This is a genomic window from Marinicrinis lubricantis (assembly GCF_042658665.1).
GTDB classification, from domain to species: Bacteria; Bacillota; Bacilli; order Paenibacillales; family KCTC-33676; genus Marinicrinis; species Marinicrinis lubricantis.
On record NZ_JBHSQV010000002.1, the window covers coordinates 74,996 to 98,033 of the forward strand.

The window sequence follows — 23,038 nt, forward strand, 5'->3', positions numbered from 1 at the left end:
ATTATTCTGATTTGTTCTTATTGTAAATATCGAATCCAACGGCAAGCAGCAGCACAAGTCCTTTAATGGCCTGCTGCCAATCTACACCTAAGCCGATAATCGACATGCCATTATTCATCACGCCCATGACGAGACCGCCGATAATAGCTCCGGTAACTGTACCAACACCGCCGTAAGCGGATGCCCCACCGATGAAGCAAGCCGCGATCGCATCAAGCTCGAACAGGTTTCCTGCTTTCGGCGTTGCCGCATTGAGCCGAGCAGCGAACAGCAGCCCGGATAATGCAGCCAGAGCTCCCATATTGACAAATACCCAGAAGGTTACTCGTTTCGTTTTGACGCCGGACAGCCTTGCCGCCTTTTCATTCCCGCCAAGCGCGTAAATGTGTCTCCCCATGACGGTTCGATTCGTGATGAAGGTGTAGGCTGCTATGAGCACAGCCAAGATGATGAGCACATTCGGAATCCCTGCGTAAGATGCCAGCACATAAGCAAACAGGTTTATAAAAGCAAGCAGCAGCACCATCTTTGCGATGAGCAGCCCGATCGGCATGACTTCAAATTGATAGATTCTCTTTTGATTTCTGCTGCGCAGCTCATACCAAATATATAAGGCAGACAGCACTACACCGATTGCTACAGACAAAATATGAATGCCCGAACCGCCGAAAATGTCGGGAATGAAACCAGAGCTCATCTGCTGAAATGAATTCGGAAACGGCGAAATCGATTGCCCGTTGAGTACGACCATAGTCAAGCCCCGAAAAAGAAGCATCCCCGCCAAAGTGACGATAAAGGCGGGAATCCTGACATACGCGACCCAGAAGCCCTGCCATGCACCGATCAATGCGCCGAGAAGAAGCGACAGCAATACGGCTGGAAATACGGGTATGTTCATATCGACCATCAATATCGCAGCGAGAGCTCCCACAAACGCCGCTACTGATCCGACCGAGAGATCAATGTGCCCTGTAATAATGACGAGCACCATACCGATCGCCAGAACCAGAATATAGCTGTTTTGCAAAATCAAGTTCGTAATATTCAGCGGCTTCAGAAGGATCCCTTCCGTTAAAATTTGAAATAAAACCATAATAAGGATGAGCGCAATAATCATCCCGTATTGCCTCATATTGTTTTTAAACAAGCTCGTCAGCGTATTCATGAATGTTCCCCCTTGCCCTTGGTCATGAGTCGAGCGATATTTTCCTGCGTTGCTTCTGACCGGCTCAGTTCCCCTGTTAATCTGCCTTCACTCATGACGTAGATTCGGTCGCACATCCCGAGAAGCTCCGGAAGCTCTGAGGAGATCATTAAAATGCCTTTCCCCTCATCCGCAAGCTGGTTCATAATCGTATAAATTTCATATTTCGCTCCAACATCAATACCTCTTGTCGGTTCATCTAAAATCAAAATTTCCGGCTTTGCAAGAATCCATTTGCTGAGCACTACCTTTTGCTGGTTTCCACCGCTTAAATTCCCTGTTTTCTGCAGGATGCTCGGCGATTTAATATTCATCTTCTTGCGAAATGACTCTGCTTCCATAATTTCCTGATGCTCTCGAATGACCGAAAGCTTTGACAGCTGCTTCAAGCTCGCCAGACTGATATTCGACTTGATATCATCCATTAAGATCAGTCCGAGCTCTTTCCGATCTTCCGTTACATAAGCCATGCCCTGCGCAATCGCGTCCGATATATTTCGAAAATGAACTTCCTGGCCGCGCAGCTTGATGCGGCCGCTGATTTTTTTACCATACGCCCGACCAAAAATACTCATGGCCAGTTCCGTTCGTCCCGCTCCCATTAAGCCGGCAATTCCGACGATTTCTCCGCGGCGTATCTTAAAGTGTATATCATGAAGAATTTGGCGTTCATTCTGCAGCGGATGAAATACATTCCAATCGCTCACTTCAAGCACGACTTCCCCAATATTAGGCTGTCTGTGCGGATATCGATTCGTCAGCTCTCTGCCGACCATCCCCTTAATCATGCGGTCTTCCGAGAATTGCTCCGATTTCGTATCCAGTGTTTCGATTGTCCTGCCATCCCGTAAAGTCGTCACCGAATCGGCAACCTTCGTCACCTCATTCAACTTGTGTGATATTAAAATAGAAGAAATCCCTTGTTTCTTGAACTCAAGCATCAGCTTCAATAAATTATCGCTGTCCTCTTCATTCAAAGCGGCTGTAGGTTCGTCCAAAATGAGCAGTTCCACCTTCTTGGACAAAGCCTTAGCGATCTCCACCAGCTGCTGTTTACCGACCCCTAAGCTGCTGATCAATGTACCGGGAGATTCGTCCAGACCGACCACCTTTAGCAATTCCTTCGCACTTTGATTCGTTTGGTTCCAATGAATGATTTGACGGGTCGCCTGCTCATTGCCTAAAAAAATATTTTCCGCGATGGACAGCTGCGGGATTAAAGCCAGCTCTTGGTGAATAATGACGATCCCCGCCTCTTCACTTTGCTTTGTATTTCTAAACTCACATCGCTTGCCCTTGTACCAAATTTCCCCGCTGAACGTTCCATAAGGATACACTCCGCTCAGCACCTTCATCAGCGTCGACTTGCCAGCGCCGTTTTCCCCCATGAGCGCGTGAATTTCGCCTTTTCTTACCTTCAAATTGACGTTTTCCAAAGCCTTTACACCCGGAAAAGTTTTTGTAATCTCTCGCATCTCCAAAATCGTTTCCGACATTGTCGTTCACCCAGCCTTCATTCTGGAATCGATTCGAAAAATGGGAAGGAGTCTGCACCGTTCCACCGCGATGCAGGCTCACTCTCTCCATATCTTTACCGGAAGTATGTTAATTTCCAAGCTGTTCTTCCGTATAGTAGCCGCTCTTGACGAGTGTCTCCTCATAGTTGGTGATATCCACGGATACCGGTTCGAGCAGATAAGAAGGCACGACCTTGACTCCGTTATCATACGTCCCGGTATCGTTCACCTCGGCTTCCTCGCCTTTGAGTACTGCATCGGCCATCGATACAGCCTTTTTCGCCAATTCACGTGTGTCCTTAAACACCGTTTGCGTCTGCTCCCCTGCGATAATGGATTTGATCGATGCCAGCTCCGCATCTTGACCTGTAATGATCGGAAGCGGCTTGCCTTCTGTTCCGTAGCCAACCCCCTTCAAGGAGGAGATAATACCGATGCTGATTCCGTCATAAGGGGAAAGCACTGCGTCCACGTTCGCTGAAGCGTAATGGGCGCTGAGCAGATTATCCATTCTCGCCTGCGCTGTAGAACCGTCCCACCGCAGAGTAGCCGCCTGTTCGAATTGATCTTGACCGCTGCGGATGACCAGCTGTCCGGAGTCGATATACGGCTGAAGCACCGACATCGCTCCATCGAAGAAGAAGTATGCATTATTGTCATCCGGCGAGCCTGCGAACAGTTCAATATTGAACGGTCCTTTACCGTCTTTCAGCCCCAGCTTTTCTTCGATGTATGAGCCCTGCAGTACACCGACTTTAAAATTGTCGAACGTCGCGTAGTAGCTCACATGCTCGGAATTTTTGATCAGACGGTCGTATGCAATGACAGGAATATCCGCCTGTTTCGCCTGATCCAGCACGTTCGTGAGTGCTTCTCCATCGATCGATGCGATAACCAGCACATCAACGCCTTTCGTAATCATGTTCTCGATTTGTGACACCTGATTTTCTACGACGTCCTCTGCATATTGCAGATCCACCTTATACCCCAGCTTTTCGAATTCCTTCTTCATATTGTCACCGTCTGCGACCCAGCGCTCGGAAGATTTCGTCGGCATGGCAATCCCGACAAAGCCCTCATCCCCGCTGCCGCTGCTGTTGTCATTCGACATACATGCACTGAGAAGCAGCAGAGACAGCATCAATGCGACTACAATCATTTTTTTCATCGAACAAGACTCCCTTCTTTTTGTAAACGTTATCGAAATTTAGTATAGGTGGATTCCGATCTTTCGTCTTTTCAAGAAAACGACCATTTTTGCAATTTTTTGATCTGTTTCATTACCAAGCTGCTGAACGCAAATAACCCATCAAAGTGAACCGAAACTCCAAGCGTATTCCGGATTACTTTGATGGGCCCCATGATGCAATGAAGCAAGATACCATTTTCTCCCATTAAAAAAACCGCCTGTTACTCGGCGGCATTCGATATGAACTGAAAGCAACTCACTTGCTGCTTATATTGTGAAACGCAAAACCTTTTCGGTATTGATTCGGTGACACCCCCATCACTTTTTTAAACGCTGAACTAAAATAATGCTGTGTTTCGTATCCTACCTGCTCGGATATATCATGAATCGGCAAATCCGTCGAGTTGAGCAGCTGAACCGCTCGGTAAATGCGAGTTTGCGTCAGCAGCTGTGTAAACGATACACCTAGTTCCTGCTTCATCAGTCTGCTTAAATAACCGGACGACACCTGCAAAGTATCGGCGGCTGACTCTAACGATAATGCGGGATCCGAATACTGCTCTCGAATGATGTACTTCGCCCTCCTCGCTACAGGAGATATCGGAGCCTGGGCATAAACCGACGATTTGCATTCGGCAAAGACCGCAGGGATACTGTCCATCCCGTTCGTAATCCGCTCCGCATGAACAAACACAGATAATTTCAAATAGCTCTGAACAGCGAGTTCGATGTCGGTGAATAACTTTTCCGATGCTTCTCCCCACACCATCATGACAACCATTCCCATGGGTATGCGGAAGCAAACGTGCTCATACGACCGCAGCAGCTCATCAGCCATATTTTCAATCGCAAACAGCAGCAGCTGGCGGTCGCTATCCTTCATGATAGATGCACCCGTATGGATTTCGGGCCAGCGCAGCAGTGCAAGCCAAGCAGGTACATCGGATGGGAGCTGTAAGAACTGCAGCTGCTCGCGTACTTCTTCCTCTGTTACATTCCCTTCAACCCATTCCAAGCAAAATCGCTCTCTCAGCATCGTCAAGTTTCTTCGAATATGCTTGGTCGCTTGATGAACCTGCTCCTCTTTAGCCTCTACCTCTTCAAGCTTACGGCACACCTTCGTGAGAATGTCCTTAAGCTGCTTTGGATTGACAGGCTTTAAGATATACTCATCCACCTGCAGCCTTATCGCTTCTTGCGCATACGAAAATTCATCATGCCCGGTAATAATGACTACAGAGCATTTGGGCAGCCGTTCACGTAGATGGCCCACGAGCGCGAGACCATTCATAATAGGCATATTTAGATCCACTAAAATAATGTCAATCTGATGATGAAGCGCCAAATCGAGCGCATCCTCTCCATCTTCCGCCTCCCCGATGACTATCATTCCCAGCTCATGCCATGGGATGGCATCCCTAATGCCTTCTCGAATCATTGGCTCGTCGTCTGCGATAAGTACTTTCCGCAGTTTTGGCATCATTTCACCCCTTTTCTTGTTCGTAAGGACGTGTGATCACAGGATGCTCGATCGTGACCGTCGTGCCTTGATCCCATTCACTCTGGATCGAGATACCGTACGTTTCGCCGAACGTCAGTTTAATTCGTTCCTGTACATTGACGATACCGTAGCTTTTTTTACCTTCCGTGTAATTCTTTGCTTTTTCCGAAATCGACTCACTCAGCTGTTCCCTTACGCGCGCCAACGTTTCGGCAGTCATTCCTTTTCCGTTGTCGCTAATTCGAATCATGAGCCTTCCATCGTTTGCCCAAGCCTGAATGGTAATCTGGCCGGCACCTTTTCTCTCCTTAATCCCGTGATAAATCGCATTTTCCACAATGGGCTGCAAAATGAGCTTCATCACATAAAATTGGCCCATCCCCGGCGCAATATCCAGGTTGTAATTCAGCTTGTCTCGGTACCGAGTCTTCTGAATCATCAGGTAGCTTCGAATATGCTCCAGCTCTTCCTCGAAAGGAATCATATCTTTTCCCCTGCTTAATCCGATTCGGAAAAGCTTCGAAAGCGATTCCACAACTTCTGCAACGTCTTCCGCATTCCTTCTTCGAGCCATCCATTGTATCGTATCTAAGGTGTTGTACAGAAAATGCGGCTTAATGTGTGCCTGCAGGCTCCGCAGCTCTGTTTCTCTCTTCTGTCTTTCCTGCAGCTTCGTGAGCGACAGCAGCTTATTGATTTGATTGATCATGGTATTAAAGCTGCCGCCCAGCATGCCCACCTCATCCTTGCTCCGCCCGCGGTATCTTTTGGTCAAATCACCGGATTCGGCCTGCTTCATCAGCAGCATCAGCTTATGAATCGGTTTAGAGATGTTGTACGACAGCATGAAGGAAGCGGCGATCCCAAGCAAGCAGACCACATAGACGAAGCTGATGACATAGAAGCTAAGCTCCCTCGCTTCGTATACGGATTCTCGGGAAGAAAACACGCCTATCGTATTCCAGCCGGTAAAGGAAGATTTCAGATATATAAACTGCAGCCGATTCCCATCGATTTCCTTTGAGAAAGTCCCGGAGTGGTCTGTATCCGCGAACCATTCCTGCGGCATCTGTTCGATGACGGCATGGGTCGGATTGTAGATGGTCTGACCGTCTTCATCAATCACCATTAAATACCCTGATCTGCCAAGCCTGACATCCTTTACCGTCTCCGCAATAACTCTCAGCTTCACATCGATCAATATGACGCCTTTCACCTGCTGCGTGTCCGGATCAAGCACAGAGCGCACCACTGAGATGATTTCATCTTCCTTATACGGAACGTGAGACGTTACATTTCTGGCTTCCGGATGCCCGACGATTCGAAAAACCCCTTTACTTTCAACTGCTTCTTGATACCATGCTTCCTTGGTTAAGTTTTTCGCCGTTCTCGTATACATTTCGTTACTGACATATTCGCCGTTTCGATTGACCACCATGATGCCTGCAATTTCCGAATGCAGCGTCGTGAAGCCCTGCAGAAACTGCTTCAGTTCATACTGCTCATCCTCCGTGAATCGACCTTCTGACGATTGCATGCTCACAAATCGGTCGACAAGCGGATTGAAAGGAACAAGGTACGTAATATTCTGCATGCTGCTCATCACGTTCTCCAGCACTTTGTTCACTTTATCGATAAGCTGAAGCGTGTTGTCATTCACTTGTCTTTCGATCACTCGGTTCGTTGTCAAAAGAATTAATGCACCCAATATGATAGAAGGTATGATACTGATCAACAGGAAATGAACGATTAATTTATAACGAATCGGAAGATTGCTGATGGAGTATCCTCGAAGCCTACTGCCTAATCTGATTCTTCTCATGAACGATCGCTTCTTTCTATTTGCCTTACTTTCGTCAAAACCCATACCATGCCATGATCGTGGCTGCTTCAAGACGGTCTCGGTATTGGGTGAGCTTCAGCCTTTTTTCGATTATTTCGCATAAAAGTGTTCAACGTTCTCTTTCGTAACGACCGTGATTCCCGTGTCCACATACGGAGGCAGCGGATTGGCAGCCACTTCGGCCATCTCCTGCTGTGTCAGCCGATGATGCAGATGGAACAAATATTGAAGAGACCAGTAGCCCATACTCCATGTACCCTGAGCCAGCGTGGCGGAAATGGTACCGTCCTTCACCAAATCGAGTGTACCCAAATCGGTATCAAAACTGATGATTTTAATGTGCCGATAATTTTGAACGGCGCTGCCAACTCCGACTCCGCCGGTCGCTTCGGTTGTAAAGATCGCCTTAAGCTCCGGATAATCCCGCATCATGTCCTCGGCGGCTTGCTTGGACACTAGCTTGTCTCCTTTGCCGTCTTTAATGGATACGATCGCAATATTCGGATAGTACTCCTTCATCACCGCTTGGAATCCGCGTACCCGTTCCTGATGATTGTTTTGGTTCGGCAGTGTAATAATACCGACTTCTCCTTTTCCTCCTAAAAGCTTGCCCATTTCATGTCCTGCCGTTCTTCCCGCTTCATAATTGTTTGTTCCTAAAAAAACATATGCGTCGCTTTCCGGCGCGTTGGAATCGAACAAGACGACAGGAATGCCCGCTTCAACCGCTTTATGAATCGCTGGATTTAAACCTTCTGCATCCATCGCAGAAATAGCAATGCCTGCCGGCTTGCGGGCGATGACCTGCTCCAATACGGTGCTCATTTCATACAGATCATAGCGTGTGGATCCGCGGTATTCTACGGATACATTTAAAGCCTGCGCAGCATCTTCAAACCCTTTTAAAATATTTTTCCAATATTCATTTCCAATCTGAAATGTGACCATGACATATTTTTCATCAATCTCGCCTCGTAAGCCGCCGTCCATGCGATCCCAAGCATTCATGTACGGATCCTTAGAAAAATAGTTGTACGAGTAAACCATAAAGATCATGATTAGCACTCCATAAACAAGAAGCAGCTTCTTCACGGCAAGTTCCCCTTTAATTTGCATGTCGACTCAGCCTGTACTTCACCTTCGGCTTAATCCTTTTATAAACTATATCACGCATCATTGTAAACGTAATTACATGTATTTCGACTAATTTTTTACTATTAAAATGCAATCCACATCATTCCCGGGTCCCCTTTTGCCTACGAGCGATAAGCCTTTTACAGTAAGTTTCCTGCAAAATATTGGTTTTACACTTATAGGAAGGTATGTTATTAATAAACTTAATCATTCTAAAGAACTATATGACATGGTTCTTTCGTTGATAAATTAACTTTATTTGGTAAATCGACAGGAGTGTTTTCGTGTGATCAAGGAAAAAAATAAAGTCATGCTCGTCATTGCTCTCTGCACAACTTTACTCTCCATACTCGTCCATCTGCTGTACAATTACTCGGATTCACCTCCCGTTCACGATGGAATACAGCATGAGATGCATTTATCGGTCCCATTGACAGCGCTTAAAACCGCAATGTGGATCACACCCATTGTTCTCTGGATCTGTTCCTTTATCCTGTTTCGCATAAGATCTAATCATTCTTTTGTTCCTTACATCAACACATTGACCTTAACGTTCAGCAGCATTTCGACGATTGCCGGCGGCCAAGGCATGGTTGAATACCATTTCTCGATCTTTATGGTGCTAGCGACCCTTTTATATTACAGCAGTATTACGCTCGTTCTTGTCAGCACTGTTATTTTTGCGTTTCAACATGTCGTCGGGTTCTTTCTATTCCCTGAACTGGTATACGGAACGAAGGATTATTCTTTATCCATGGTGTCGATCCATTTAATTTTCGTCATTCTGTTCGTCAGTGCCGTTACATACCAGATCAACAAGCAGCGTATGGCGCTTCGTAAACTTGAACAGGAACAGGACTTAAAGCTGAAAGAAACGATCCAGCACATCGTGGCGAGTGTCTCCGATTCTTCCAATCAAGTATTAAATCGCTCCAACGAATTATCAGGTCAAGCCAATCAGCTCAGTAAGCTGACATCGGAAATTGTTCATGCGGTTGGTGAGGTGGAAGCTGCGGCCAGACAGCAGGTTGCCGGTACAGAAAAAGCAAAAAAAGACATTACCGGCATGGTGCAGGACATTGGCATGATTGCAAATACTTCTGAACTTACTTCGGAGCGCTCCGAAAAAGTGGCACGAGACGCTGAAAGCGGGAATGAAGCCATACAAGGGGCGGTGAGCCGAATGAAATCAATGAATGAGATGGTAGAGCATTCTGCGGCTACGGTTACGAAGCTAGGAAAACAAACCGAAGAAGTACAGCAGGCTGTTCAGGTGATACAGGATATTGCCGCACAAACGAGTCTGTTAGCGCTGAATGCCGCTATCGAGGCATCCCGTGCAGGAGAGGAAGGCAAGGGATTTGCAGTTGTCGCACAGGAGGTTCGCAAATTATCGGAAACTTCGAGTGAATCGGCAGTTAAGATCGCAGCTTTAATGGAGGAAATTCAGAGAAGCAACCGCTCGTCGATGGAGCTGATGAAGCAGGTGACCGAGGAGGCAGCATTAAGTACGGTATCCGTCGCTGAGGCTGGAGAGACGTTTCAGCGTATCGCTCAATCGCTGACCGATATGACGAATCAAATCCGACATGTCTCGATTTCGTCCCAGCAAATGACTTCGGTTGCTCAGCAGTTCAGTGAGGTCATCGATGAAATGGCACAGTTCGCCGTCATGCTGACCCGTAACGTACACTCCGTCACGAAGAGTTCAAAAGAGCAAAACCAGCTAACCGAGCAATCGCTGCAACTTGCCGTCGTACTGGAGGAACTGAGCAATCAGCTGAATCAGACGATCGACCGCACGCGGAATCATTTTGCGGTGTAGCAACAATAAAAGCCTGTTCTTCATTGAAGAACAGGCTTTTATATTCTTACCCAAACATGAGAATCCAGATCGAATTCATTACGACCTGTACCTTTCACAGGGCAGGAACTATTACTATTAAATCGTCATTGCACCGAATCCGCCGTCAACGCGCAGCGTTGTGCCGGTGACGAAGCTGGACGCTCGATCAGATGCCAGATATACTGCTGCCCCCTGAAGCTCAGAAGGCTCGCCGAAGCGGTTCATCGGCGTATGATTCATAATCGATTGAATGCGTTCCTCGGAGAGAATCTTGCGATTCTGTTCCGCCGGGAAGAAGCCCGGAATAATCGCGTTCACCCGAACCTTGGCCGGAGCGAACTCTCTGGCTAGGAACTGCGTTACGTTATTAATTGCCGCTTTCGACGCAGAATAGGTGAACACTTTGGACAACGGAGGTCCGGACGATACGGAGGAAATATTAATGATACTTCCGCCTTTCCCTTGATCCACCATTTGCTTACCGAACACCTGGCAGGCGAAGACAACACCTTTCAAATTCACATCCATGATCGAGTCCCACTCTTCTTCTGTAATATCGAAGAATGGAGTAGGGCTGTTTTTACCCGGGCAATTCATGAGAATGTCGACGCTTCCACTCCAATCGAGCACTTCGGAAAGCAGCTTCTCTAAATCCGCCTTAGAGGTCGTATCCGCCGCAAAACATCTCGCTTCGCCGCCCTCTGCTTCTACCTCCTTGCGTACCGCTTCTGCTTTCTCCTGATTCCGGCCTACAACGGCGACCTTCGCGCCGTGCGCTCCTAACGCGACAGCCATCGCGCCCCCTAATGTGCTGTTGCCGCCAAGGATGACGGCGGTTTTCCCGGACAAATCGAATAAGTTCATTGCTGCCCCTCCCATGTTTTCTTATTTCTGAAGTCCAACGATGACTTTGAATGAACCTTCCAACTGTTCATATAGCGACTGATACAGCGCAGCTAATCGATCGTAAATCGGCTTGTGCTCCGTATTCGGTTCGTATGTTTGCTCGATCAAATTTTGCCCCAGCAAAGCCGGGATATGTTCATTCATGCCCAGCGCCTGCAGCGCCAATACCGCAGCTCCGTAGGAGGAGCCTTCCACCGATTCCGGTACCTTCAGTGTTACACCAAGAATATCGGCGAGAAGCTGACACCAAAACGGTGATTGCGCGAATCCTCCGGATGCGCGAATCTCCTTAATTGGGCCTGAATTGTCTCTCAGTGCCTCCGTGACCGAACGAATAGCGAAGCAGATGCCTTCGAGTACCGCGCGAATCATATGCTTCTTCGTATGATAGAGGCTGAGTCCGAAGAATACGCCTCTCGTATCTGCATTCCAATAAGGAGCCCGCTCCCCCATAAACAGCGGCAGCACCAGCAGCCCATCCGAGCCGGGCGGCACTTCGGCCGCGAGCCCGGTCAAGTGCGTATATGGATCCACGCCCTTGTCCCGAGCCTGTGATGTTTCGAGTGTAGCTAACTCATCCCGCACCCAGCGGAACAGGACGCCGCCATTGTTAACGGCACCGCCAATGACGAATTGATCGTCCGTCAGTACATAGCAGAACAAACGCTCCTGCTCATCCGTAGCCGGACGGCCGACGACAGATCTGACTGCGCCGCTCGTACCGATCGTCACCGCCAGCACCCCTTCTTCCACGGCCCCAATGCCAAGGTTCGCCAGCACGCCATCGGATGCACCTGCGATGAAAGGCGTATACGGTGCGATTCCCCACTTATCGGTGATTGTTCGGTCCGCACCGGTCAGCACAGCTGTCGTCGGTACGAGCTCCGGCAGACGATCAGCCGTAATCCCTGCTGCCCGCAGCGCCTCTTCATCCCAATCCCGCTTTTCGAGGTTGTACAGCCCCGTTGCGCTCGCCAAGGAATAATCCATCACGAATCTTCCGAATAATCGATAGAGCACATATTCCTTGATGCCGATAAACTTATCCGCAGCTTGGAATAGTTCTGGCTGCTCCTCGTTCATCCACATCAGCTTCAGCAGCGGTGACATCGGGTGGATCGGCGTACCCGTGCGGCGATAGATGCCGTGCGCGTCGTACTGCTGCCGAAGCTTCTCAACATAGGCGGTGCTGCGGCTGTCCGCCCAAATGATGCTCGGCGTCAGCGGCTTGCCCTCCGTACTCATGGCGATCAAGGCATGCATCGCTGAGCTGAAGCTAAAGCAGAGCACCTGCTTCGGATCCGCGCCGTGCTTCTCGAACAGCTCCTGCACGCCGGTTACGACCGCCTGCCATATTTGCTCTGGATCCTGCTCCGCTCGATCCGGCTGCGGCGTAAACAGCGGGTATTCGACCGACGAGCGTGCAAGCTGCCGGCCCGATAGATGAATGGCGATGCACTTGGCGCTCGTCGTACCGATATCGATTGCAACAATGATCTGCTTCTGTTTGTTCAACCCATTCATCCTTTCGGCAAAAATCCTGCTTCATCAAACTGCCACGCATATGGCTCTGACAATATTTCAATATCCGGATGCTGCTTCGCTTCCTCCAGAAGATTAACCGAGATTTCAATCTCTCCCAGATGCAGCGTATCTCTTAATCTAACGAGACGGCACGTGTTGTAATCTAAAATGTTGCATGTCTTCACCGCCGCCTTGACCGCCAGCATGTCGTTCTCCAGCGTAGTCGCAATCTTCGTCGGTGCACAAACTGTCGACGTAAGTCCGTTCATATATGTCCCAGGCTTATCCATCTTGTCGATCAGCCGCTGGGTCGTGAAGTCTGCCGTGCCGACGCCGTTCGCGTTGCCCTTCGATTCCTTCGTCAAATCGAGCACGACCATCTTGTTCACATCCGGTCCACCCGTTGCATACGGTGTCGGATAACGCCCGGTAATGTTCGGATCCATTCCGTCCCCGCTAATATTCTTGCCGATATAATCGATCACGAGAACATCAATCTGATCGAACAAGATACGCGGCATGCGGGATTTGGCCATTTCCAGCAGCTCCGTCTCCCGCTCGTAAATTTGAGCAGCCGGCAGCACCTCGACATGGCACGTTTCATCGTACGCATTCTCGACGAGCGCGACCCCGAACTTGATCGGCAGCTTGCTCATCATCAGCTGTGCCATCTCCGGCACGAACTGAGCCATATATTTAAAGCCCAGCTGATGGCACGCTTCCGCGCCTTTCTGCTTGCCGAGACCGATGGAGATCATCTTCATAATGCCGCTCTCTATTTTCCCTCGAAATGCCGTATGCGGCTTCACCCGGTTAATCACAACAATCGCATCCGCTTCCGATGCATATTTGTCGACGTATACCGGAAGCCCATTTGGCATTTGGTCGATCTTTACGACTTCCATCGTGGAACGAACCGGCACCCCCATCGTCTGCTCGTCAATGCCCAGATGGTGCAGCACCTCCGCTTGACCTTCTGCGGTAGCGCCTCCATGGCTGCCCATGCACGGAACGATGAAGGGATGAGCACCCATGGCGATAATCTCCTCCAGCACAGCCTTCGTGATATCTGCGATATGATTAATTCCCCGACTGCCGACGCAGACAGCAACCTGCTGCCCAGGCTGAATCGAATCGACAGCGCCGGGCTTGCGGCATTCCTTTTTCACGACCGCGATCGGGTCGGCTAATTTATCATCATTGAAGCGCTGACGAATCTTGAGCATTTTCGGAATAGGAATAGGCTGTAACGCTTGACGAATCAACTCACTCATGACGCATAGCTCCTTTTTGTGAATACGGTTGGAACATCTTGACTTTCGCTCTTACTTAACAGGCTTTCCTAATAAGTCCAAGTGCTTACCAATATGCTGAATTAAGGACTGTTCATAAGCTTCTTCCTGTTCAATGAGGGTGCGGTAAAATTCATCCTTGAATAAAGACTCGCCGTTCTCATCTTTTGCCGTAAGCAAAATACCATACGTAATATGAATCAGCTGGCGCGCATTATCTTCGTTCATGTACTGCGGAAGATCCGCATCCGAAACTTGGTCCAGCGGCTTGATTTGATTGAAATCGGCAGTAATGTGATAATACTGCAGCGCTTCATCGACACGGGACAGTGCGTAAGCATGCATACGGCGATATAGATCCGGATTTACCTTCGCTACCGTACGCACCGCCTCTAACCAGTTCGTGCCCGCTGTTTTCACATGGAATCTGCCCTTCGTGTGTTTGCCGATGATTTCAAAAACACTGAATTTATCACTTCCGGAATGGATGCTCAGCTTATATCCGAAATGATCCGCAATGGCAGCGTGTACGATCATTTCCTGCTCGAACTGCTGCACATCGCCAATGTAATCAATTCCCTTTTGGAACTCTCCACAGAAACGAGGCGCCATGCTGTAAATCGTAATGCCGCTCCGATATAGCTCGTTGGCCACAAAGAAATGGGAGCTTGGCAGTGTCGGAGTCATCGTCTCATCGATTGAAATTTCAAAATCAATCTCATGCTTTGCTTTTTGAATATACGTGCTGTACACATGCTTCATGAAGCCCACCGCTTTGCCATAGATGAGCAAATTCCGCATCAGGTCGCTGCGAGAGAAATGAATAGACTGTCCTTCTACTTGGAACGTCTGATCCAAGTACAGTTTTTCCAATTCTGCCCGAATCCCTTCGTCCTCTGCTGCATATTTGGCCTCTACCTCAGCATCGGAAAGGCTTTCAATCGAATTGTCAATAAAATCAGAGCAGTCGAGCGTAATCATCGTTAATCCGAGATCAAGCGCCATCTGGATATCGCTCTCGACCTTCAAATGGTCCCCATCCGCGCCAAATCCATCTTTATATCCTTCTTGGAATACCGCGTAGCTTGCTGCATCCAGCACATCTTCATACCTGCGTCCTGTCAAGTTCAGCTCGCGAATGCTCTGCTGCGACAAGATCGGATACACACCGCGTGAGCGAATCGTCTGAATGTGTCCAGGAGAAGCCAATCCAAGACGATCTCCCAAGCCAATCGTTGCTACGTTCGGGCCAAATGCTTTCGGTACCGTGTAATCAAAAAAACGGTTCAATACCAATCGGTTCTCATGGGATAATGGAGCCAGCTTCACATCGCCGTTAACCGTCTCGCCTTGAAGTGCTTGATATAATTCCCCGCCGCCTTTGACGAGCAGCTTCTTCTCCGTTCCCGTACGAATCATGACGATCTGATCGGAACCTGCCGTTTCAAACGATTTTTCGTATACTTTTACTTCTTCCCCCAATTGCTCCGACAACTGCTTCACATTCACCATTTCCATCGCGTTAGACATATCGATTCCTCCTCATGAATTTGGTTGCTTTTTGGTGCTGACTGAATCTCTTATGATTAATTTGGTTGGTACATACTCCGTGGTTTCAGACTGAACCCGTTCATTCATGCCCTGCAGCAGCATTTCTGCGCCTCTGCGGCTGATTTTCTCAATTGGCCTTTTCACCGTCGTCAGCGACGGGGACAAATATGCGGTAAACTCACTGTCGTCAAAGCCGATGACGGAAATGTCATCAGGCACTTTTAACCCCTTGTCATGAATAGCTTTCATCGCGCCGACCGCCATATCGTCATTGCTGCAAAATACGGCCGTTGGAGGGTTCTTATGATGGAGCAGCTGCTTCATGCAGCGGTAACCGCTTTCGACATCGTAATGACCTTCCGGCATATAATCGGGGTGAGGCTCCATCCCGCTGGCACGCAGCGCATCCATATAGCCTTCCGTTCGGGCTCTCGCCGATTGGAAGCCTGCTCTACCGCGAATAATCGCAATATGGCTGTGTCCGTTGTGAATTAAATAATCGACGGCGAGCTGAGCGCCTTGGCGGTCTGCCGAAACGATATTCCCGATCGCTCTGTCTTCTACCTTGCGATTTAATACGATGATCGGAATATCCTGCTCCAGCGCGTAATCGATAAACTCATCGTCGGTTGCGCTCTGGCTCATCAGCAAGATACCGTCAAACAGCTTCCGGTTGACCGTTCTGCGCACTTCGCCCAATTCATCCAACCCCTTGACTACAAGGTTGTACGAGCTGCCCAAAATACGGTGCACACCGCGAACCGCTTCATAGAAGAACGAAGGTGACGTCCCTTGATCGAGCGTACTGAAGAAAATGCCGACTTGAAAGGATCGATCTGTTACCAGGCTTTTGGCGTTAATGTTCGGAATATAGTTGTATTGTTCCGCCAACGCCTTAATGCGCAGCTTCGTCTCTTCCGAGATCAGCGGACTGTCGTTCAGTGCCCTCGAAACCGTCGTATGAGAGACATTCGCGATGCGGGCCAAGTCTTTTATCGTGATGCTCACGTTTCCCCTCCTTTCGATGATGTCAGGCGTGTCTGCACACGTGAACATTGATGTCTAATATCACTATAACACAGGCGTGCACACGTGAACAGGGGGAAGTTGTGAAAAACAAAATCAAAGTCTTTAGGGGAAATTCATCATGGCGGATGGAATTGATTACGAAGTGCAAATGGTATACGGTGCTTTCGAGGGAGAAGGCGTATATGTATTTCCAGATGGCACCAAATACGTTGGGCAATCCAAGAATAGTCAACCGCATGGTACTGTGGTTCTTTATGGATCTTCCGGGGACATTGTGTAAGAAGATGAGTTTAGCAATGACTTCTTTCATACGGCTACCGCACTACCTGATGCATCACCTCTACCAGGTACGATCTTGACGACAGCGAATGAATTGCAGACTTTCTTGGAAAATCACTTTAGTATGTTAGACACTTCACTCGGAACGATACATTTCATATTCTCAATTCATGAAAAAGAGACGAATCAAGATGTAAATGATTGGATCGAGGTATTTTACGATACGCCTGTCTTCTTTGACATAAAATATAACGACAAGATCAGTTCGAGTGTAAAAGAACAAGTGAAGCAGCAATTGCAAGACCATATGGAACGACTCGTTAAAGCCGTTATGGATACCATGCCGGATACAAAGTTGAGCGGCGCTTATACGGATCCATGGTCTAGGTATCCACCTTTAAGAACCGATTACGATACCCTCCGATATTACCATTGGAGCAACTATGCATACCGAAAAAGACAATCATGAGCCTTCGGATTTTAGCTGGCTGCCTCTCGAGGACGATGAGTTGTAATAGGAAAAATGAAATGTAAAGAAGCCCCCGCCGAGTAATTCAACTACTAGATGGGGGAATTATTTAATTTTGTGCCAAATTTTTAGTACCACTCCATAATCCACATGCTGCGAGCCCCATGACGACCCCCACGAAGATAGCTTGCGGGTAATCATGAGGAGCAATATAAATCATTCCGGCAGCGATTCCAAATGCCAGCGAGATTAGAGGTAATAGCCTTGGACCCACACCGATTCGCTTGCAAAATTCCACTAAAGCTACAATTATAGGTACAATGGCAACATCATAGACTTGGAAATCCATACGAATTCAACTCCTTTTGCAATTTTTGATCATAGCGATGCAATATCGTGATCATTTCAGCTCGTGTTAACGTGTCGTTCGGCCTAGTGCCGTCATAAATGCCATTGGCTGCTGCCCATTCGTGAGCGGTCTTAGCCCAGGCAGGAACTTGATTATTTTGCGCTTGTGATTTCCCTGCCTCTTTACGTTTTAATCCATAGGTTGCAGCGATCCCCGCTGCTATAGCAGCTGCACATACACGCCGATATGCGTCAGATTTCAGCAATTCGACCTCTCTCCTATTCGTCATAAATCCGCATTCAACTAGAATGGCTGTCATATTCGTCTCCCTAAGGACATGATAATCAGCCGGCTTCACTCCACGGTCTTTTAACCCTGTAGCTTGAATTAACTGCTGCTGCACTGCATTGGCAAGAGATACGGCAGTCGCGGGACGGCTATCATCAACAAATGTTTCAATCCCTTCCACACTGCTCCATTCATGACCGGAGGCGTTGGCGTGGATGGAAACGAAGAGATCCGCTGTTGCAGCATTCGCTCGGTTCGTTCTTTCTTTTAGCGATACATCTCGACTGGACTCATGCGTAAACATCGTCGTTACACCTTCATATTTCTGCAATTCCTCTGCCAAATATTTCGCCGTGACCGAGTTGAAATGAAATTCCCGAAGCGTGCCATCCGGTGACCGTTTTCCCGGCGTTTCCGGTCCATGGCCGGCGTCAATAGCTATGTGAAGTCTCTCGCTCAATCTGGTAAACCTCCTTTAAAAAAGATTCCATACTTCAAACCAATCTTGCTTATTATAGCTTTACGTCTATGAAAATAAGGACAAGGAGTATCATCTTCCTTGTCCTCTATCGAAATTCAACTAAATGTATCAACTTGTCCGTATACATCAAAGAATAATTTGATCGGGTACAATCAGTACAGTATCTCATCCACTTGTTTCATCTTTGCGTTTCTTCGATCGGTTCACCTTCTTGTCCAGCTCGCTCTTTACCCATTCGGATAACCGTTCGAGTACGGAGAGCGGCAGCCAATCGGCCCAACCTGCTCGTATAGAATTGGCAATCATACTCTGGATCACATGATACAGCAGTCCACAGATCATGGCGCCGAATGCGATTCCCGGTAATTGGAGTGCTTTATCGAGTAAATTTCCTCCCGCTGGAAGTAAAAACATAAAAAAAGTACGAAACACCCCGTCGATGCCGTACTTGCTCCCATAGGTATGATCTCTTTTGGATGCCCGAATACCGGACATCCAATCCAAAATAATAAAAAATAACAGTGCCGTCATAAATGCTCGCGTCGGTTCACCATGCCCGTAAAAGAATTCAAAAATCGGCATCGTCGCTGCCCCAACCACCGCACAGAACCAAGCAACAATTCTGTCCAATCCCCTCACCGTCCTTTGAATTAAAAAATTGACTGCCTGGACTTGAGGCAGTCATAACGAGTTATGTTAAGTTTACCTCCGAGGGATAAACTGGAAAATTAAGTAGACCCAATGAAACCACGTAAAATTAGGAGGAAGATTTATGGGATTCAAAAAAACTGTATTGGCAATTCTATTAATGTCACTAATTATTGCGCCTCTTGCATCCACAAAAGGCCACGCAGCACCGAAGGATATTCTTCTATCGAATTTACAAGCATATCGTCTGACTGGTCCATCTTTGTTACCAATCTATCAATACTTCTGGTTAAATTAGATAGAGCATTGTTGGTATTTTCTTGTGATGTCTCCACTTTTGCCATACGATCCCGAATATCTGCTAAAATTTCAGGCTCCCCCATTTGCACCCCTCAAATAAAAAGAACCTATACCGCCTCAATCGGATAAGGTTCTCCTGTAATGGTTTCATATTCATCTTTCGTAATCTTGCCGATGTCGCAGTACGTTTTCACATGCTCGATCGTATAGCAGCCAAGGATGTAATACCGCTGAATGAGTGCAAACCAGTTCATATCAAATGACTCCTTTCGTGGATAGCTCGAATAATTGATCGGCCTGCGCCTGTTCTGACGCGAGTAAACGTTCTTGCGACAACGCTAACTCTAGCGCGAGCATAGCGTTATCCTCTTGCAATAACTCGATAGATGTCTTTGGTCTATTCTTCAATTCGTCTTCAATCTGTTGTTTGGTCTTCCATTTTACATTTCCCACACTCTAAACCTCCTGCCAATCGGGGAATTTTTCCTGTTCAGTAGCATCTTCACCTATGAAATTGAGTAATTCTAGGTGTAATACGCCATTTTCACGTTTAGCAGAAATAATTGGATTATATTTAAGCGTAGTTTCTACGCCATCCAGAATACCGTTGGGCATATCAGCAAAGTCAAAAATGTCCATTTGTGTCTCAACGATTTCCAGCTCCTTAACAGTATGCATAACGGGTATTTGTATGACTTCGCCAGTTTCTTCATCCGTCTCATTCCGGTATGCGGGTGCGCCGTCCTCTATCAGTTGAACTTCCTTTTCAACATAATCATACAGCTTCAGGAGTGCCTGTACGGAATCCCCTGAAAAATCATATTCCAAGCGATTGTGGTTGAACTGTGGTTGCAGTAATACTCTCATATTATACCTCCTTTATTTCCAGAAGCCGATTGTAAACCATGCTATGCCTTGCGACAGACTGGATGCAGAGCTTTGAGCTAATACTACCCTAAAAGAAGAACTCTGATATGCTTCTGCGGCTATTTTCTGCCACACGTTCGCTCCGGCGGCACCAAATGCTTGAAATGATAGGAGCGCCGAATACCTTGGGCCATCATATGATGCAGGTAGGGTTACAACTACGTTGTTCCAAGCATTAACAGCTATATTTCCAATGCTGGTACTGCCCCAACATAACTGCAATCCATTACGATATCTTATATATCCACCATTAGCATTGGTGCCAGTGGATTCTATCGCATCTAGATCTTTACCTCCGGCCTTCGCATTACCATATTGATCTACAGCGAAACGGACAATGTTGCCTATACCTTGTATTTGGAATTCGTTTTCGGACGCACTTGGAACACTGCCGAACAACCTTAGTCGTGCTATATCATTGTACCAACTTAGACTTATGCCATCTCCTACATTTGTGCCATCAGGAAGTAATTCTTTATCTCTAAATACCCTGATTCCCTCTACGGAATTCCCTGATACATCTACTTGTGGAGCAGATATTCTGCCATCGAACCGCCCGCCTCCGCGAATAGCTTTAATCTTAAGGTCAGTTTCGGTCTTATGGTCAGCAATATCCATTACCGCTTGGTCGATCACAGACTTTTGCGATGCGTTGTACTCGATCTGCACTGTTTCGGCTTTGGTTGTAAGTTTGTACTTTTCCCGCGCTTCGTAGACCACATGATAAACTGCGTTAGCGTCGTACTTATCAAACGCCAGCTTCGCCCATGCGTCATCCTTATAGGCGGGCGGCGATGTTAAAGTCCACGAATTAATCGTCCAGCTACCTGTATCAAGTTGACCATTTTTTAATATCGCCAATATACGTAAAGGTCGGTACTTAGGTTCATAGCCAGCCAGTGCAGGATTCCAGTCGTAACCCGTCGACGACTTATACAGTTTAGCCATTTCGATAACGACGCCTTCGCCAAATTCCAACGCATTCGTACCCTCAATAAGCGAAATGTCGCCTACTACATCGACTTCCTTCGCGTAAGGCGTGGCAAGATTGTATTGGAGTTGGTACGGCGTGTAATTGGTAGCAAGTGTGGTTGGTAGGGTTTCTGTATACTTGGCATTAGGGGCGTCCATCACGTTTAACAACTCCACCCATGCCTTTGTGCCTGTTCCGTTGTACGGATCAGTAAATGATGCACCTTTCGCCGTCATCTTCCAGCCCATAAAATACGCTTTAATCTCATCGACTGTTGGCGTGTAATTGTCTCCCCATCCGCTATCCGCATTAGAAACGGATATACAGATTGCATTATCGGTAGATAACCTTGATTGATCACCACCTGTAAAATTTACAGTTCCGAAACTGGATTCCAGTGGCTTACCATTATATTTCGTAACTAAATCGGTGTTTGTAATTCCACCCCCTATAAAAGCTGAAACTCTTTTATATCCGTTAAAGGTTGCACTAAATGCCCAATCTAACGACCCATCCAGAACCTTATAACCCTTCGTTGTCCACTTCATCAGCTTGCCGTTATCTTCGTAGAGACGTTCGCCTTCTCGGATTGTCTCTTGGATGTAGGCGTACTGTTCTTCGTATGGTTCAAACGGCAATGGTTCGGAGCCGAGGTTGAGCATCGTATTTTTGAATCTATATTCCCCGGCAATATTCCCGTTATCAACTCGCGTTTTTATATGCGCAGTCCCTACAGGAACCGTAAACGCCATGTATTGATCCAATGACGTCGCACTGGACAGCAACACGCCAGAAGAATCATAAAACAAGACAACAAGCCGTCCGTTATGCTCCGCCGAATAAACATAGTTAGCTCCGACCATTACAGATAGTTTGGGAGATTCCGTTACATACGCAGCCCCATCAGATTGAGCAACCAACTCTAATTCGTAAGGGGATATTACCTCTGCCCTTGACGCTGTGGTAGTAATGGCCCATCGAGTGAACGGCGGCACAAGGTTTTTACCCTTTGCGATAACGTAGGGATTCATTAATGACTGCATGCCGTGGACGTATGGATATTCCTTAGACACCTCCTCAGCGGTACGTCCGGAATTTATCCAATCCACTTCTTCTGCCGTCAGTTTGTAAATTCGGGCATCTTTAAGAACGACATAATCGCCTACGTCAAGTCCCCCGTCGAATCCAAAACGCATACTTTGATTATTCGTGCTCGATATCCCCACGGGGGCGAATACCGTTGTATATTCAGTTAGATTGGCTGTCGTTGACCCTATTGCGGTGAAGTCATTCCCATGTTCTTGGATAGAGAACCTTCTATTATTCGGCTTTTTAATATCCACCGCGAATAGATAAGTTCCCTCTCCATAAACAGAATAGATATTCGCCATTACAGGGGTCCGGAAAGTAATATAGCTTGTGGCGGCGGTCACTGTTACCTTAACGCCACCATCGGACAATTCCGTTGTGAAATTGCTGGGATAATCAAGTTTCAATAAATCGGAAAGCTCGTCCAATTTTCCGTTTTTATCGAAGTTAATCAATGTCCGCCCTTTTATTTCACTGATATTAACGCCACTCACGCGATCCGTATTAAGCACATTTAACCCGCGCTGCAGCGTCGCTGTCTGAACATTATCCTGGTCCATCTGTGCCCTGACTCTTCCAATTTCTTCATCAATCTTGTCCCAATTGTCATTCAGCATCGTTTTTATGTCGAATGTATCATTACCATCCATATTGGGATCCTTCTTTAGCAATTCTAGATTCGGTGTATTGCTTGCCAAG

The 23,038-nt window shown here is 47.5% G+C and carries 22 protein-coding genes; 3 read left to right on the top strand and 19 right to left on the bottom strand.

Going from position 1 to position 23,038, the window contains the following annotated elements:
* Position 1: 1 nt before the first annotated feature.
* The 6 genes from mmsB to ACFPXP_RS00610 all read right to left on the bottom strand — a co-directional run bounded on the left by mmsB (position 2) and on the right by ACFPXP_RS00610 (position 8,346).
* Entirely contained in the window at positions 2-1,165 is a 1,164-nt protein-coding gene (mmsB, locus tag ACFPXP_RS00585) for a multiple monosaccharide ABC transporter permease (protein WP_379891430.1), read from the bottom strand.
* Positions 1,162-2,700: a multiple monosaccharide ABC transporter ATP-binding protein gene (mmsA, locus tag ACFPXP_RS00590; RefSeq protein WP_379891432.1), complete on the bottom strand. Its 1,539-nt coding sequence runs from the start codon at positions 2,698-2,700 to the stop codon at positions 1,162-1,164. Before mmsA ends, mmsB begins: the two co-directional genes overlap by 4 nt.
* A gap of 109 nt (positions 2,701-2,809) precedes the next feature.
* A complete protein-coding gene (gene chvE / locus ACFPXP_RS00595) occupies positions 2,810-3,889 on the bottom strand; it encodes a multiple monosaccharide ABC transporter substrate-binding protein (protein ID WP_379891434.1) in 1,080 nt (359 codons plus the stop codon).
* Positions 3,890-4,166: 277 nt separating this feature from the next.
* The gene (locus ACFPXP_RS00600) at positions 4,167-5,393 is read right to left on the bottom strand and encodes a response regulator transcription factor (protein WP_379891436.1); all 1,227 of its coding nucleotides are present in this window, start codon (positions 5,391-5,393) and stop codon (positions 4,167-4,169) included.
* 1 nt (position 5,394) lies between these two features.
* The gene (locus ACFPXP_RS00605; protein ID WP_379891437.1) at positions 5,395-7,233 is read right to left on the bottom strand and encodes a cache domain-containing sensor histidine kinase; all 1,839 of its coding nucleotides are present in this window, start codon (positions 7,231-7,233) and stop codon (positions 5,395-5,397) included.
* A 111-nt stretch (positions 7,234-7,344) separates the two neighbouring features.
* On the bottom strand, positions 7,345-8,346 hold the full coding sequence (locus ACFPXP_RS00610) for a substrate-binding domain-containing protein (protein WP_379891497.1): 1,002 nt from the start codon (positions 8,344-8,346) through the stop codon (positions 7,345-7,347).
* Positions 8,347-8,674: 328 nt separating this feature from the next.
* Here ACFPXP_RS00610 and ACFPXP_RS00615 point away from each other — a divergent pair, with 328 nt between their 5' ends.
* A complete protein-coding gene (locus ACFPXP_RS00615) occupies positions 8,675-10,213 on the top strand; it encodes a methyl-accepting chemotaxis protein (protein ID WP_379891439.1) in 1,539 nt (512 codons plus the stop codon).
* A gap of 117 nt (positions 10,214-10,330) precedes the next feature.
* On the opposite strand, the gene ACFPXP_RS00620 is transcribed toward ACFPXP_RS00615, so the two are convergent.
* Genes ACFPXP_RS00620 through ACFPXP_RS00640 form a run of 5 tightly spaced genes read right to left on the bottom strand, consistent with a single transcriptional unit; the run spans position 10,331 to position 16,515 of the window.
* Complete coding sequence (locus ACFPXP_RS00620) at positions 10,331-11,098, bottom strand: SDR family oxidoreductase (RefSeq protein WP_379891441.1); 768 nt, start codon at positions 11,096-11,098, stop codon at positions 10,331-10,333.
* Positions 11,099-11,119: 21 nt separating this feature from the next.
* Positions 11,120-12,664 carry a gluconokinase gene (locus tag ACFPXP_RS00625; RefSeq protein ID WP_379891443.1) on the bottom strand — a complete coding sequence of 515 codons (1,545 nt, stop codon included), beginning with the start codon at positions 12,662-12,664 and terminating at the stop codon, positions 11,120-11,122.
* Positions 12,661-13,938, bottom strand: coding sequence for a lactate racemase domain-containing protein (locus ACFPXP_RS00630; RefSeq protein WP_379891445.1), 1,278 nt, complete (start codon positions 13,936-13,938; stop codon positions 12,661-12,663). The genes ACFPXP_RS00625 and ACFPXP_RS00630 overlap by 4 nt, the downstream gene beginning before the upstream one ends.
* Before the next feature lie 51 nt (positions 13,939-13,989).
* Positions 13,990-15,486, bottom strand: a complete 1,497-nt coding sequence (locus ACFPXP_RS00635) for a tagaturonate epimerase family protein (RefSeq protein WP_379891447.1) — start codon at positions 15,484-15,486, stop codon at positions 13,990-13,992.
* 12 nt (positions 15,487-15,498) lie between these two features.
* Positions 15,499-16,515, bottom strand: a complete 1,017-nt coding sequence (locus tag ACFPXP_RS00640) for a LacI family DNA-binding transcriptional regulator (protein WP_379891449.1) — start codon at positions 16,513-16,515, stop codon at positions 15,499-15,501.
* Positions 16,516-16,654: 139 nt separating this feature from the next.
* Between ACFPXP_RS00640 and ACFPXP_RS00645 the strand changes: the two genes are divergently transcribed.
* Entirely contained in the window at positions 16,655-16,816 is a 162-nt protein-coding gene (locus ACFPXP_RS00645; protein WP_379891451.1) for a hypothetical protein, read from the top strand.
* 75 nt (positions 16,817-16,891) lie between these two features.
* On the top strand, positions 16,892-17,284 hold the full coding sequence (locus ACFPXP_RS00650) for a hypothetical protein (protein WP_379891453.1): 393 nt from the start codon (positions 16,892-16,894) through the stop codon (positions 17,282-17,284).
* Positions 17,285-17,393: 109 nt separating this feature from the next.
* On the opposite strand, the gene ACFPXP_RS00655 is transcribed toward ACFPXP_RS00650, so the two are convergent.
* The 8 genes from ACFPXP_RS00655 to ACFPXP_RS00690 form a co-directional block, all read right to left on the bottom strand.
* A complete protein-coding gene (locus ACFPXP_RS00655; protein ID WP_379891455.1) occupies positions 17,394-17,633 on the bottom strand; it encodes a hypothetical protein in 240 nt (79 codons plus the stop codon).
* Positions 17,614-18,381, bottom strand: a complete 768-nt coding sequence (locus ACFPXP_RS00660) for an N-acetylmuramoyl-L-alanine amidase family protein (RefSeq protein WP_379891457.1) — start codon at positions 18,379-18,381, stop codon at positions 17,614-17,616. The genes ACFPXP_RS00655 and ACFPXP_RS00660 overlap by 20 nt, the downstream gene beginning before the upstream one ends.
* A gap of 186 nt (positions 18,382-18,567) precedes the next feature.
* Entirely contained in the window at positions 18,568-19,032 is a 465-nt protein-coding gene (locus ACFPXP_RS00665) for a phage holin family protein (RefSeq protein ID WP_379891459.1), read from the bottom strand.
* A gap of 188 nt (positions 19,033-19,220) precedes the next feature.
* Complete coding sequence (locus ACFPXP_RS00670; protein ID WP_379891461.1) at positions 19,221-19,433, bottom strand: hypothetical protein; 213 nt, start codon at positions 19,431-19,433, stop codon at positions 19,221-19,223.
* A gap of 24 nt (positions 19,434-19,457) precedes the next feature.
* Complete coding sequence (locus ACFPXP_RS00675) at positions 19,458-19,604, bottom strand: XkdX family protein (protein WP_379891463.1); 147 nt, start codon at positions 19,602-19,604, stop codon at positions 19,458-19,460.
* A 1-nt stretch (position 19,605) separates the two neighbouring features.
* On the bottom strand, positions 19,606-19,803 hold the full coding sequence (locus ACFPXP_RS00680; protein WP_379891465.1) for a hypothetical protein: 198 nt from the start codon (positions 19,801-19,803) through the stop codon (positions 19,606-19,608).
* A gap of 3 nt (positions 19,804-19,806) precedes the next feature.
* Entirely contained in the window at positions 19,807-20,217 is a 411-nt protein-coding gene (locus ACFPXP_RS00685; protein ID WP_379891467.1) for a hypothetical protein, read from the bottom strand.
* Between the two features lie 12 nt (positions 20,218-20,229).
* Positions 20,230-23,037: a hypothetical protein gene (locus ACFPXP_RS00690; protein ID WP_379891469.1), complete on the bottom strand. Its 2,808-nt coding sequence runs from the start codon at positions 23,035-23,037 to the stop codon at positions 20,230-20,232.
* Position 23,038 lies beyond the last annotated feature (1 nt).